The organism is Burkholderia sp. NRF60-BP8 (assembly GCF_001522585.2).
Taxonomy (GTDB): Bacteria; Pseudomonadota; Gammaproteobacteria; order Burkholderiales; family Burkholderiaceae; genus Burkholderia.
Window position 1 is genome coordinate 568,975 of record NZ_CP013372.1, and the last position, 13,473, is coordinate 582,447.

General features: G+C 69.5%; 13 protein-coding genes. 3 read left to right on the forward strand and 10 right to left on the reverse strand.

Translation table 11 applies throughout. The features are described 5' to 3' along the window. Positions 1–4: 4 nt before the first annotated feature. From WS54_RS02625 to WS54_RS02645, 5 genes are all read right to left on the reverse strand, one after another. The gene (locus WS54_RS02625) at positions 5–748 is read right to left on the reverse strand and encodes an SDR family NAD(P)-dependent oxidoreductase (RefSeq protein WP_059784497.1); all 744 of its coding nucleotides are present in this window, start codon (positions 746–748) and stop codon (positions 5–7) included. 58 nt (positions 749–806) lie between these two features. Continuing rightward, positions 807–1,931, reverse strand: a complete 1,125-nt coding sequence (locus WS54_RS02630) for an amidase (protein WP_059784494.1) — start codon at positions 1,929–1,931, stop codon at positions 807–809. A 31-nt stretch (positions 1,932–1,962) separates the two neighbouring features. Beyond that, on the reverse strand, positions 1,963–2,484 hold the full coding sequence (locus WS54_RS02635) for a nuclear transport factor 2 family protein (protein ID WP_059784491.1): 522 nt from the start codon (positions 2,482–2,484) through the stop codon (positions 1,963–1,965). 8 nt (positions 2,485–2,492) lie between these two features. Next, on the reverse strand, positions 2,493–2,870 hold the full coding sequence (locus WS54_RS02640) for a hypothetical protein (protein ID WP_034205439.1): 378 nt from the start codon (positions 2,868–2,870) through the stop codon (positions 2,493–2,495). A 102-nt stretch (positions 2,871–2,972) separates the two neighbouring features. Then, positions 2,973–4,166 (reverse strand): acyl-CoA dehydrogenase family protein, encoded by a 1,194-nt coding sequence (locus WS54_RS02645; RefSeq protein WP_059784487.1) that lies wholly within the window; start codon positions 4,164–4,166, stop codon positions 2,973–2,975. Between the two features lie 153 nt (positions 4,167–4,319). Between WS54_RS02645 and WS54_RS02650 the strand changes: the two genes are divergently transcribed. Beyond that, complete coding sequence (locus WS54_RS02650) at positions 4,320–5,876, forward strand: sensor histidine kinase (protein ID WP_059784485.1); 1,557 nt, start codon at positions 4,320–4,322, stop codon at positions 5,874–5,876. 44 nt (positions 5,877–5,920) lie between these two features. Here the strand turns inward: WS54_RS02650 and WS54_RS02655 are convergent, their stop codons facing one another. From WS54_RS02655 to WS54_RS02665, 3 genes are all read right to left on the reverse strand, one after another. Further along, positions 5,921–6,307: a tautomerase family protein gene (locus WS54_RS02655; RefSeq protein ID WP_059784481.1), complete on the reverse strand. Its 387-nt coding sequence runs from the start codon at positions 6,305–6,307 to the stop codon at positions 5,921–5,923. Between the two features lie 122 nt (positions 6,308–6,429). After that, positions 6,430–6,933: an aromatic-ring-hydroxylating dioxygenase subunit beta gene (locus WS54_RS02660; protein ID WP_059784478.1), complete on the reverse strand. Its 504-nt coding sequence runs from the start codon at positions 6,931–6,933 to the stop codon at positions 6,430–6,432. Continuing rightward, positions 6,930–8,213 carry an aromatic ring-hydroxylating oxygenase subunit alpha gene (locus WS54_RS02665; protein ID WP_059784475.1) on the reverse strand — a complete coding sequence of 428 codons (1,284 nt, stop codon included), beginning with the start codon at positions 8,211–8,213 and terminating at the stop codon, positions 6,930–6,932. Before WS54_RS02665 ends, WS54_RS02660 begins: the two co-directional genes overlap by 4 nt. A gap of 139 nt (positions 8,214–8,352) precedes the next feature. Between WS54_RS02665 and WS54_RS02670 the strand changes: the two genes are divergently transcribed. After that, positions 8,353–9,270, forward strand: a complete 918-nt coding sequence (locus WS54_RS02670) for a LysR family transcriptional regulator (RefSeq protein ID WP_034206245.1) — start codon at positions 8,353–8,355, stop codon at positions 9,268–9,270. Positions 9,271–9,388: 118 nt separating this feature from the next. Here the strand turns inward: WS54_RS02670 and WS54_RS02675 are convergent, their stop codons facing one another. Together WS54_RS02675 and WS54_RS02680 are read right to left on the reverse strand one after the other, a co-directional pair. Then, positions 9,389–10,378 carry a PDR/VanB family oxidoreductase gene (locus tag WS54_RS02675; RefSeq protein ID WP_059784472.1) on the reverse strand — a complete coding sequence of 330 codons (990 nt, stop codon included), beginning with the start codon at positions 10,376–10,378 and terminating at the stop codon, positions 9,389–9,391. A gap of 158 nt (positions 10,379–10,536) precedes the next feature. Continuing rightward, positions 10,537–11,931: a spinster family MFS transporter gene (locus WS54_RS02680; protein ID WP_059784469.1), complete on the reverse strand. Its 1,395-nt coding sequence runs from the start codon at positions 11,929–11,931 to the stop codon at positions 10,537–10,539. A 410-nt stretch (positions 11,932–12,341) separates the two neighbouring features. On the opposite strand from WS54_RS02680, the gene WS54_RS02685 reads away from it, so the two are divergent. Beyond that, positions 12,342–13,460 (forward strand): porin, encoded by a 1,119-nt coding sequence (locus WS54_RS02685; protein ID WP_059784467.1) that lies wholly within the window; start codon positions 12,342–12,344, stop codon positions 13,458–13,460. The last annotated feature ends 13 nt before the right edge of the window (positions 13,461–13,473 follow it).

Here is a 13,473-nt window from a genome sequence, read left to right on the forward strand (position 1 = left end):
GCGTTCAGCGCATGTACAGCCCGCCGTTGATGTCCCAGCATGCGCCGTTCGCGAAATGCGCGTCGCCCGACGCGAGCAGCACGGCGGCATCCGCGACGAAACCGGCCGACCCGAGCTTGCCGCCCGGCAGGCTCGCGAGCACCTGGCGCAGTTTGTCGGGCGCGACGCTTTCGTACACGATCGGCAGATCGAGCGGCCCCGGCGAGATCGCGTTGACGGTGACGCCGTGCGCGGCGAGATCGCGTGCGAACACCTTGGTCAGCGTCAGCGTGCCGCCTTTCGCGGCCGCATAGTGCGCGCCCGTCGCCGAGCCGCCGTTCTGCCCGGCGAGCGACGCGATGTTGACGATGCGGCCCGCGCCGCGCTGCGCGAAGTACTGGCCGAACACCTGGCAGCCGAACAGCACGCTGCGCAGGTTCACGTCGATCACCTGGTCGAACTGTTCGGCGGTGATTTCCATCGCCGGCACGACCTTCGATGCGCCCGCGTTGTTGACGAGCACGTCGACCATGCCCCAGCGCGCGACGAGCGCATCGCGCGCCGCTTCGAAATCGCGTTTCGACGTGACGTCGAGCGGCCACGCGATCGCGCGTTCGCCGCTCGGATCGAGTTCGCGCGCATGCGCGTGAATGGCGTCGGCGGCGATGTCGGCCAGCGCGACGCGATAGCCGGCCGCATGAAAGCGTTCGGCGATGACGGCGCCGAGCCCGCGCGCGGCGCCGGTGACGAGGACGACTCGGTGTGACATGGTGTGGGTCCTGTGGTTCGAGGGCGCACGCCGGCGAAAGCGGCGCCCGTATCGTGGTTCATGCGGCCAGTGCCGCTTCGAAGTGTGCCGCGATCGCGCAGACCCGTTCGTCCGCGCCCTTGCGTCCGACGATCTGCAAGCCGGCCTTCAACGGCGAACCGGCGAGCGGCAGCGGCAGGCTGAGCGCCGGATGGCCGCTGAGGTTGAACGGCCGGATCAGCGACGACATCGCGATGACCGATACGCCGTCGCGCGCCTGCTGCAGCGTGATCGGCAACGCGGGCAGCGTCGGCAGCACCAGCACGTCCGCCTGTTCGAGCGCGGCATCGGCCTGCGCGGTGAAGCGTGCGCGCACGGCTTCGGCTTCCGCGAGCGCGGCCGGTGTCGTCGTCGCGGCCGTGCGCAGTCGCGCGTCGAGATCGGCGCCGAGCCGGCCCGTTTCGACCAGATGGCCGAACGCGCGCGACGTTTCCGCGTTGATCACGGTGAGTCCCGCCGCGAACGCGGCCGGCATTTCATCGAGCACGATCGTGTGCGAACGCAGGCCCGATACGCGAACGGCCGCGTCGAGCGCGGCGGTGATCGCCGGATCGGCTTCGACGGCGACTTGCGCGACCGTGCAGCCGGCTGCACATGCCGCTGCCTGCGCACGGTCGAAGTCGGGCGCGATCGCGGCCATCGCCGCGACGAGCGTGCGGATCTCGCGGGCGAACGGCCCGACGCAATCGAGCGTCGTGTCGGCGGGCGCGACGCCGCGCCGCGACACGCGGCCGAACGTCGGTTTCAGCCCGGCCACGCCGCAGCACGCGGCCGGCCCGCGAATCGAGCCGCCGGTGTCGGTGCCGAGCGCCGCGTCGACGTCGCCGAGCCCGACGAGCGATGCGGAGCCGCTCGACGAGCCGCCCGGAATGCGCGTGGCGTCCTGCGGATTGACGGGCGTGCCCGTGTAGTCGTTGATGCCGGTCATGCCGAATGCGAGTTCGTGCATGTTCGCCTTGCCAGCGATCTGCCAGCCGGCGTCGAGCAGCAGGCGGACCACGTCCGCGTGTCGTCCGGCCGGCGGCGCGTCGGCGAGCGCGCGGCTCGCCGCGCGGGTCGGATGGCCGGCGATGTCGATCGTGTCCTTGATCGCGATCGTCGGGCCGGGGCCGCCGAGCGTGAAAGTGTCGATGAAGCCTGTCATGGTCGGTATCGTGCGAAAGCAGCGGGAAACATCAGGACCGTGGCGCGGCGGCGAGCGGCCACGGGCCGTCGAGCACGCGTTCGGTGCGGAAATGGCGGATCAGCCAGGCGGCGCCGTCGGCGGCCGGCGCGAAATCGACGGTCAGCCGCGCGGCGATCAGTTCGGCCGAGCCGTCCGCATAGCGCGACGCCTGCAGCATGATCCAGCGGCCGCGCGCGCTTGCGTGGCCGGCGCCGATTTCGATCGACTCCGACGTCAGGAAGTGCAGGTTCGCCGCGAAATGCGGATCGGGCGGCAGATAGCGGCCGAGCATCGCGACGATCGCGGTGGGGCCTTCGACGCGGCCGAACTTCCGCGCGTACTGCGTGCCGACGCCTTCCCACACGGCGTCGGCCGTGAACAGCTCGGCCAGCGACGGGCCGGCGCCGGCCTCTTCGGGCACGTCGCACAGCGCCATGTAGCGCGTGAGCGTCGCACGCACCGCGCGCTCGGCGTCGAGCGCCGCGACGCGCCGTGCGAGCGCGTCGATCGCGGCAGGTGACGGATCGGTCATTGCGCGCCTCACGCCGCGGGCTGCGCGGCCGGCGGCACGGTCAGCGCGCGGCCCACGCGTGCCTCGATCTTGCCGTAGCGCCACAGGTTGTATTCGCCGACGGGCGTCGTGCGGTACAGGTTGCACACGGCGACCGTCGTGTCGAAATCGGCGACGTCGGCCATGATGTAGAAGGTCCACGGCGCGCCGTCGGCCTGGCCGACCACGAGGCGGTCGTCGTCCATCACGCCGAGCACGCGCACGCCGGGCATCGCTTCGACGGCCGCGAGCATCGCGCCGTACGCCTGCCACACTTCGCCGATCCGCTCGCGCGGCAGGTCGAAGAAATTCTGCGACACGCCGCAGCAGAACAGCACGCGCAGCGGCAGCGGATTCGAATCGGACATATCGGGTTCTCCAGAGGAATCGGTCGGGTGCTTGAACCGGCCGGCGACGGCGCGTCGGGTCCGGCTTCATGCGCATTCGTCAAAGGCGTCGGTCGATGCGGGTCACAGATAGCCGGGAAACGGCGTGACGCCGGTAAACACCGCGCCCGCGCCGTCGAAGTTGCCTTCGGCGAGGAACGCATGCTGCGTGACGACCATCGCATCGCGCAGCAGCCGCTGCAGCGGATGCGTGCGATAGATCGCCGCCGTGCCGCCGAGGCGGTACGCGCGCTCGACGACGCTCGCGCCTTCGCGGGCGATCTGCGTGGCCGCGAGCCGCAGCAGGCTGACCTGGTCGGGCGTCACCGGATTGCCGGCGAGGATCGATTGCCAGACCGAGTCGGTCGCGTCGTAGAAGAACGCGCGCGCCGAGCGCAGTTGCGCCTCGGCCTTCGCGAACTCGATGCGGAAATACGCGCGATCGGCGAGACGCGGCGCGCCGGTCGTCGTCTGGCGGCCGCCGGACATGCGGTTCACGACGTCGAGCGCCGCGCGCGCGAGGCCGAGATTGACGACGGCCAGCACCTGCGCCGCATACGCGACGGTCGGGTAGCGGTACAGCGGCTCGTCGACGGTCGGCTCGCCGCCGCGCACGAAGGTCCACGCTTCGGGCACGAAGCGGTCGTTCACGCGCAGGTCGTGGCTGCCGGTGCCCTGCATGCCGACCACGCTCCAGTTCTCGACGATCTCGACGTCGGCGGCGCGGAACACGGCCGTGCGCGGCTTGTTCGGTGCGGCGTCCTGCGCGCCCGGCACGGCGATGCCGACGCCGAGCCAGTCGGCGCCCTTGCAGCCGCTCGCGAATTTCCACGTGCCGTTCACGCGCCAGCCGCCCGGCGCGGCCAGCGCGGGCTGCACCGGGAACAGGCCGCCCGCGAACACCTGGTCGGGGCCGCTCGCGTACAGCTCGGCCTGGGTCGCGAGCGGCAGTGCGGCGAGGTAGACGTTCGCGGAGCCGAAGCTCGCGACCCACGCGGCCGAGCCGTCGGCGGTCGCGATCCGTTCGATCGTGTCGAGGAACGCGGTCGGCGCGAGCGCGTCGCCGCCGAAGCGGCGCGGCGTGCCCGCGCGATAGATGCCGGCCTGCTTGAACAGCGCGATGACGTCGCGCGGCACGTGCGACAGCCGGTCGAATTCCTCGCGGCGCGCGGCGACGGTTTCGATCACCGCATCGAGCGGCGACGACTGCCCGACCGCGGGACTGGCCGCAGGCGGCGAGGCCGGTGCGGATTCGATGGCGAGGGCGGCTTGCGGCATGAAAGTCTCCTGGGAGTGGGGCGATTTCGGGCATTCGCATGTGCGTTTCATATGCAAACAGACCCCAGTCTAGAAACGCCGAAAACACGCAGCAATTGGTGCGTTGGACCGCGCGACTGGTGATGCTCCGTGCCGGCCTAAAGAAATCTTCAGATGCGATCGGCGCGCGCCGGTGCTATGTTGGGTTCCCGGCCGCGCGACGACGCCGCGCACCTTCCTCCGAATCCGATCATGAGTTTTCCCGACGAAGACGATTTCCACCGGCTGCTCGACGCGCTGACCACGTGCGTGCTGCTGCACGACGCGCGCACCCGGGCGATCGTGTGGGCGAATCGCGCGGCGTGCATCGCGCTCGGCTTTTCCGTCGAGGAACTGCTGCCGCTGAAGGCGCCGGACATGACGCGTCCCGAGCCGAAGTACCGGCGCGAGATCGCGGTGAGCGCATGGGATCGTGCGCGCGTGGACGGGCCGCAGGTGTACGAATGGTGCTATCGATCGCGCACGGGCGTCGACATGCTGTCCGAGGCCACCGCGACCTACGTGCCGCTGCGCGGGCGCGACGTCGTGATGGTGCAGTTTCGCGACATCAGCGCGGAGGAGGCGGTTCGCCAGCAGTTGCGCCGCTACGAGGCGCGGCTGCGCGAGTTCATGCAGGATCTCGACGAGGGCATCGCGGTCGTGACGCCGCACGGCGGCGTGCAGTTCATCAGCGAGTCGGGCCGTCGCGTGCTCGGCCTCGCGCCCGACGAGCCGCTCGGCGAGGTGCTCGACTACTGCTGCGCGGCCGATCGCGACCGGCTCGTCGCGCAGTTGCGCGATGCGCCGTCGGCGCATCCGTCCGCGCCGCAGCGCTACCGGATCGTGCGGCGCGACGGCTCGGCGTGCTGGCTGCGCATCCTGTGCCGGCAGGTCGAGATCGAAGACGATCTCGACGGGCTGCTCGTGCAGTTCCGCGACGTGAGCGACGAAGTCGCGATCGAGGACGCGCGTCGCGCCGAAGCGCGGATGCTCGAATACGCGGGCCGCTACAACGCGATGGGCGAGATGGCGACCGTGATCGCGCACGAACTGAGCCAGCCGCTCGCGGCCGTGCGTAATTTCATCGAAGGCGCGGTGCGGCGGCTGAACGGCAACGGCGCCGTCGACGACGCGATCTGGGGGCTGCGCAGCGCGGACCGGCAGGCCGAGCATGCGGCGCTGATCATCAAGAGCGTGCGCGAATTCATCGTGAAGCGCGAGCCGGTCGTCGTGCGGGCCGACCTGCGCGACATCCTCGCGGATGTCGCGTACTTCATCGAGCTGCGCGCGAAGGAGGCCGGCGTGACGGTCGCGATCGTGCAGGCCGACGCGCCGCTGCCGATCCGCTGCGAGCGCGTGCTGATCGGGCAGGTGATCCTGAATCTCGCGTTCAATGCGATCGAGGCGTTCGCCAGTTGCGAGCGCGTGCCGCGCACGCTGACGCTCGGCACCGCGAACGTGGCCGGCCACGCGGAATTGCGGGCGATCGACAATGGCCCGGGCATCGAAGCCGGCGCGCACGACCGGCTGTTCGACGGCTTTTCGTCGTCGAAGGTCGGCGGCAACGGCATCGGGTTGTCGCTGTGCAAGAGCATCGTCGCGCGCCACGGCGGGCGGATCGCCGCGAGCCCGGCCGCGGGCGGCGGGCTCGACTGCCGCGTGACGCTGCCGCTCGCCGACGCGCCCGCCTAGCGGCTGCGTCGCATCACGGCGGGGCGGCGATGCGCGGCGCATGGTCAGCGCCCCAGCGCCCGCGCGGTCTGGCCGCCGATGCCGAAGTCCGTGTTCGGAATGTCCTTGACGATCACGCGCGTCGCGTGCAGCGGCGCGTCGAGCACGGTCGCGCCCGCGTCGGACAGCGCGGCGATCAGCGCGCGTTTCTGTTCGTCGGTGCGGCCGGCGATCAGGATCGCGACGATCACCGGCAGCGATGGCGGCGCGCCGTCCGCGGCGCTGCGGCCGCCGAGGCCGATATGCGTCGCGGGCAGCTCGGTGAGCAGCACGCGCACCGATTCGATCGGTGCGCCGATTGCGTCGACGGTCGCGTTGCTGAGTCGGGCGATCAGTTCGGCCTTGCGCGCGTCGTCGTGGCCGGCCGGCAGGAAAACTTCGAGTGTGGGCATGGTCGTCCGGAAAGGTGAAGGTGACCGGTTCACCTTTGCGCGGGCGACGGCGAACCGCCGGCCGCTCACAGGTGAAGGTGACCGGCTCACCGTTGCGTCGGCGACGGCGAACCGGCCGCGGCTTACAGCAGGAAGCCGATCGCGCTGAGCGCTTCGGTCGAGTCGATCAGGCGCACGACTTTCTCGGCGATCCGCATCTCGCCGTCGGCATCGACGTGCAGCTTGTGCGTGACGTCGGCCGCGAACAGCGTCGCGACGCCGCGCTTGTACGCGACGACGACCTGCGCCGATTTCAGCTCGACGGTGTCGGCGCCGCTGCTTTCCAGCGTGAAGCGCGACACGGTGCGCACCGTGCGCGCCGCATCGGCGGCCGATGCCGAATAGCCGGACATCATCCGCTGCACGCGCTTCTCGCGCATGTCGCGGTCGTCGAACACGTAGTTCAGCGTCGCCGCGAAATCGGTCGTGTCGGGATCGATCGGCACCACGTAGTGGCCGGCCGGATCCCACAGGTCGAGCCACGCGCGGTAGTCGCGGCGGTCGAGCATCTCCGCTTCGCGCCACACGAATTCGACCGCGCGGGCGAAGGTCTGCTCGGAGAAAAGGGCGTTGCGGTCGTCCATCATTGCTGCTCCATCATGTTGCGCCATTGCCGGTAGGCCTCGCGCATGCCGGTCTCGTCGGTCGCATGCGCGGTCTTTTCGCCGTTCGCGGCGGTCGTCTCGCGGTTCAGCCCGCGATTCACGAGGATCGGCACGTCGGGGCCTGCGTGCGCGCCGCGCTGCACGCGCTCCCACGCTTCCGCATCGTCGGGGCTGCCGAAGCCTAACGGGCCCTGGAAGTGCTCGTGAATGCGCAGCCGCTCGCGGTTCGCTTCGTCGGGGCCGCCGTCCATCGCGAGCGCGACGTGGCGGATCTCGGTCTCGTGCGCGGAGATCGGCCGCAGCACGCGGAAGAACGCCATCGACAGCGCGAGATTCGGGAACAGGTTCAGGTTGAAGCCGACGCCCATCAGCGAACGCACGATGCGACGCACTTCGTCCGGCGCATGGCGCTCGGCGAGCGTCGCGGCGAGCGATGCGAAGCGCTCGGGCAGCGGCGCGCCGTCGTCCTCGTCGAGATCGATCAGCTCGGGCATCAGCACCGCGAGACTGTGGCCGTTGCCGAGCGCGCGGCAGAACGCGTCCTCGCTCGTCATGAAGCTCGTGATCGCGGCGGCCGTCTCGTCGTCGATCGATTTCATCCACGACTTGTGCACGACCGGGAAGTGGTAGAGGTCGGTGGTGTTCTCGAGCTGGATCTTCCAGTTGCCCTTGAACTTGAACTTGTGTTCGCCGTTCGCCTTGATCGGGTAGCCGGCGCCCTGTTTCATGAACAGGTCGATCCACGGCTTCGCGCCGCCGAGGAAATCCTCGAGCGGCTCGATCGCGTCGTTGAAGCTCGCGAACACCAGCCCCTGATACACGCCGACGCGCAACTTCACGAGCGGCAGGTCGGCTTTGTCGCACACGCCTTCGTAGCCGTCGCCGTACGGCAGTGCGCGCAACGTGCCGTCGAGCGCATACGACCAGCTGTGATACGGGCACGTGAAGCCCTTCGCGTTGCCCTTGTGCGCTTCGCACACGGTCGCGCCGCGATGGCGGCAGCGGTTCTGCAGCACGTTGATGTCGCCGGTCTTGTCGCGCACGACGATCACCGGCTGGCGGCCGATCGTCGTCGTGACGAAGTCGCCCGGATTCGGCAGCTCGCTCTCGTGCGCGACCCAGATCCAGGTGCGGTAGAAGATGCGGTCGAGTTCGGCCTCGAACAGCGCGGGGTCGTGATACATCGCGGGCGCGATGCGGTCGGGCTGCGCGAGACCATGCAACGCGCGGGTGTCGATCGTCTGGTAGGGAATGTCGCTCATCGTCGTCGTGGGGAAAGAGTCGCGAAATCGGGCCGCGCCGGGCGCGGTTTCGAATGCCCAGTCTCGTCTTCCGCTACATATCCGTCAAATTGATCTAAAATTGGCAAGTCAATAAATACGGCAAATGATGGAGGCGGTGATGACGTCGGTCGATCATCTCGATCTGAACCTGTTGCGCGTGTTCCAGGCGATCGTCGAGGAACGCAGCCTGACGAAGGCCGGCGAGCGGCTCGCGCTGTCGCAGCCGGCCGTCAGCTATTCGCTCGGCCGGCTGCGCACGCTGTTCGACGATCCGCTGTTCGTGCGGACGCGTTCGGGCATGCAGCCGACGCCGGTCGCGCTCGAACTCGCGGGCATCGTCGGCAAGGCGCTCGACATGGTGCGCGTCGCGTTGCGCTACGCGGAGCGCTTCGATCCGGCCACCAGCACGCGCACGTTCCGGCTGTCGTTGTCGGATGCGGGCGAGATGGCGTATCTGCCGGCGATCTGCCAGGCGCTGCGCGACCGTGCGCCGCGCGTGACGCTGAGCGTGCAGCCGTTGCCGGTGGAGGAGATCGAGGAAGCGCTGCGCGCGAGCAGGCTCGATTTCGCGATCGGCAACCTGCCGGAGCTGATGCCGCGCACGCGCCACCAGGTGCTGTTCGAGGAAACCTACGTATGCATGACGGGGCGCCGGCGCGGGCTGCCGACGGCGGTCGCGCTGAGCCTCGAGCAGTTCGTGCGAGCCGCGCACGTCAACGTGAAATCGGTCGAGCACAGCCACCACGCGCTCGACGATGCGTTGCGCGCGCAGGGCGTGGGCCGCAACATCGCGCTCGAGGTGCCGCACTTCGTCGCGTTGCCGAGCGTGCTGTCGGTCACCGATCTGTATGCGACGCTGCCGAAGCGGCTCGCGCAGATCCTGAACCGCGACAACGCATTCCGCCTGTACGAGCTGCCGGTCACGCTGCCGCCCGCACCGGTGACGATGCACTGGCACGAGCACTTCCACGAGGACGAGGGCAACGCGTGGATGCGCGCGCTGCTCGCCGAGATCGTCGAGCGCTTCGACGAATGACGCTCGGGCGGGGCGCGACGGGCGGCCGATGGAGGTCGCCGGCGCCGGCCTGCACCGGTCTCCGGCGCATGGGTCGATCGCCAGGTCGGCGCCGCCGCATGTCGACGCACTCGGCTTATCAGAGATCGAGCACCAGCACGGCGGAACGCGCGCGCGACACGCAGCAGCAGATCACCGCATTGCTCGCGCGCTCGGCCTTGCTCAGGCAGTGGTCGCGGTGATCGGGCTCGCCGTCGACGACGGGCACCATGCAGGTGCCGCACACGCCTTCGCCGCATGACGTATCGACTTCGACGCCGATGCGCGCGAGCGCGTCGACGATCGACGTGTCGGGCGTCACGCGCACCGATTGCCCGCTGCGCCGCAGGCGCACTTCGAAGCCGTCGGCAGCGCCGGTGTCGGCTGCGGCGTGGCCCGTATCCGCGGCGACGGGGTCCGCCGCGAAGCGTTCGAGATGGATCGCCTCGTCGGGAACGCGCGTGGCGGCCGCGGCGACGACCGCATCCATGAACGGCCCCGGGCCGCACGTATAGACATGTGCGTGTGCATCGATCGACGCGACGCAGCCGCGGAGCTCGGCCGCGAGCGCATCGGGCTCGACGCCGTAATGGAACGTCACGTGCGATGCGAACGGCTCGGCCGACAGTTCGTCGACGAAGGCGGCGTGCTCGCGGCTGCGCGCGAAGTAATGCAACCGGTAGCGCGCGCCGCGCCGGTTCAGCGCGTACGCCATCGACAGCAGCGGCGTGATGCCGATGCCGGCCGCGACGAGCACGTGCTCGCTCGCGTCATCCGTCAGACGAAACAGGTTGCGCGGCGTGCCGATCGACAATTCGGCGCCGACGCGCACGTCGTCGTGCAGCGAACGCGAGCCGCCGCGCGAGCGCGTTTCCTTCTTCACCGCGAACAGATAACTGCCGCGCTCGTCGGGGTCGCCGCACAGCGAATATTGCCGCGTGATGCCGGACGGCGCGGTGACGTCGATATGGGCGCCCGGCTCGTACGCGTCGAACGGCTGGCCGTCGACGCGCGAGACCCGGAAACAGCGGATGTCCTGCGCCGCGTCGATCAGCGCGTCGATCCGGACCTGGTGGCGGTTCGCTTGCATGGGAAATTCCGTGGGGTAGAGGAAAGCGGCGCGGCAGCGCGCCGCGCCGTCATGCGATCGAGAATAGGGACGGGCATCGCATAAATCAAATCGATTAAAAAGCGATGCCTGAATCAGTGGGATGGATGATTCGTGGGCGCGCCAGGGTGTCCGGTGTGTCAGCGCACGGCGATCGCGTCGCCTGCGCCGGCCGCCTGCGGCGCCGCGGCCGACACGTGACCGCGTTCGCGATCGAGGCTGCGGCGATAGTGGCGGCAGCCGACGGCGAGCAGCAGCGCGGCCAGCGTAGCCGCCGCGACGTTGACGATCGACATCGAATGGCCGACCGCGGCCGGCGCCCCGAACACGCGATCGGTGAACAGCGCGACGACGGTCGTGCCGATCCCGAGCGCGATCAGGTTCGACACGAGCAGGAACAGCGCGGAGATCTGCGCGCGCATCTGGTTCGGCGCGAGCGTCTGCATCGCGGCGGTCGACGTCGGCATCGGGAACGACGCGAAGAACATCGCGACGACCAGCATCGCGAGCGACGCCGGCAGGCTGTCGAGCTGCGTGAACAGCGTCGCGGGGATCGCCATGCAGGCGGCGCCGATCGCGCCGGCGCGCATCGGCGCATCGCCGCGGCCGCGCCGCAGCAGCCAGTCGTTGAGCCAGCCGCCGCAGAACACGCCGGCCGTGTTGGCGGCGAGCAGCACGATGCCGAGCGTGTAGCCGGCTTCGACGGCCGTCATCCCGAAGCGGCGGATATAGAACGCAGGCGTCCAGCTCAGCAGGCAGTACAGCGTCATCGCGTAGAACGAGAAGCCGAGGTAGTGGCACGAGAAGGTCGCGCGGTGGGCGCCGACGAAGCGCAGCGAATCGCGCATCGACACGCGCCGCACGGCGCCCGAGCGATCCTGCGCGAGCCCCTTGCGCTGAGGGTCGCGCACGGTCGCGGCGAACAGCAGCGCAACGAGGATCCCCGGCAGCCCGACGATCAGGAACGTGACCTGCCACGCATGCACCTGCCCGACGACCGGCAGCGTGAAGGCGCTCGCATGCTTGAGCAGCGCGATCACGTAACCGCCGATCAGGAACGCGATGCCGCCGATGAACGAGCCGAGCGAATACACGGCGATCGCGCGTCCGAGCTTCTCCTTCGGGAAGTAGTCGGCGAGCATCGAATACGCGCCGGGCGACAGCGCGGCCTCGCCGACGCCGACGCCCATCCGCGCGACGAACATCTGCACGAAATGCTGGCTGAGCCCGCACGCGGCGGTGGCGACGCTCCACAGCGCGATGCCGAGCGAGATGATGCGCGGGCGCGCATAGCGATCGGCGAGATACGCGACGGGCAGGCCCATCACCGCGTAGAACAGCGAAAACGCGAAGCCGTTGAGCAGGCTGAACTGCGTATCGGACAGGTGCAGGTCGCGCTTGATCGGTTCGATCATCAGCACGAGGACCTGGCGGTCGACGAACGAAAAGACGTACGCGAGCATGCAGATGACGACGACATACCATTCGTACGTATAGCGCTTGCCGTCGGCAGCGCGGGCCGTGGATGCGGACATGCGGGTTCTCCAGGAGCGGGCGGTGGAAAAGCGCGGCATCGGCCCGGCGGGCCGGGCGCCGTCGCGGCGCGAAAGCGTGCGGGTGACACGATCGGAGACGCAGCGTAGTCGGCCAAATTCGGCCGCCATAGCCGGAGTGACAGCCGCGCCACACGGACATTTACCGACCCGGATAAAGAAAACACCGAGGCCGTGCGCGCGGGCCGCCGCGCCGCGCGCGTGCGGCGGGGCGCCCGCGCTTCATGCGGCGCATCTATAAGCGTTATAGAGCGCATTGCGTCGACGTCCGAAATTGTCGTTCCTAGACTCGGCCCGTTTTTTATCGGCAGCGTTGGCCGTTCGCGGCGAACGCGCCTCACACCACGCGGCGCGAGGCCGACCGGCGCCGGCACTTCCACGGGACGACGAACATGAACCAACCGAACGGGCGGGCCGACCGGCTTGCCGTACCGCTTGCCGCGCTGCTCGCGTGCACGGCGCTGCCTGCCGTCGCGCAATCGAGCGTGACGCTCTACGGCCGCATCGACACCGCGATCGAATACGCGAACGCCGGGCCGAACCACGTGGCGCGCATGGGCAGCGGCAACCTGTGGGCGTCGCAGTGGGGGCTGAAGGGCGTCGAGGATCTCGGCGGCGGCTACGCGACGATCTTCAAGCTCGAGGACGGTTTCAACGCGGCGAGCGGCGCACTGGCGAACGGTAGCGCGCTGTTCGGCCGCGAAGCGTGGGTCGGCATCACGGGGCCGTTCGGCGGCGTGCAGTTCGGCGAGCTCTACACGATCCTGCATACGACGCTCGTCACGTACAGCCTGCCAGGCCTCGGCGCGGGGCTCGCATGGGGCAACGCGACCAACAACTTCGTCGGGCCCGCGTTCCTGCGCGTGCGCAATTCGATGCGCTACACGTCGCCGCGCTCCGCGGGCTTCGTGCTGCGCGCAATGGCCGCGCGCGGCACGAACGGCGCGGCCGGGCAACCGGCGACGCTGGGCGACACGTACGGCGCGGGGCTCAACTACGTACACGGCGGCCTGTCGGTCGACGTCGACTACATGCAGCAGAAGTTCAGCCCGGTTGCGTCGTCCACGCTCGGCGCCACGAGCACGGCCGCGAACGGCAACTACACGCTCGGTGCGATTTCGTACGACTTCAACGTCGTGAAGGTGGCCGCGCTGTACCTGCGTCATCGCGGCGGTCCCGATGTGGCGACCGCGATCGACAGCCAGAGCGCTTATCCGCACAGCGACATCATGGAACTCAGCGCGACGGTGCCGATCGGGCGTGCGTCGCTGCTGCTGAGCGTCGGCCATTACCGGAAGGTGGCCGACAGCGACGGCAACGCCGATTCGTACGGCATCCGTTTCGACTATCCGCTGTCGAAGCGCACGGTGCTGTACACGGGCGCCGCGATGGTGCGCAACGGCGCGCACGCACGCTTCGTCGTCAACGGCGCGGCCGGCGGCGGCGTCGCGGTGGCGAAATCGGGCGCGACCGCCAGCTCGCTCGTCGCGGGCATCCTCACGTCGTTCTGACCGTGTCGGCGAG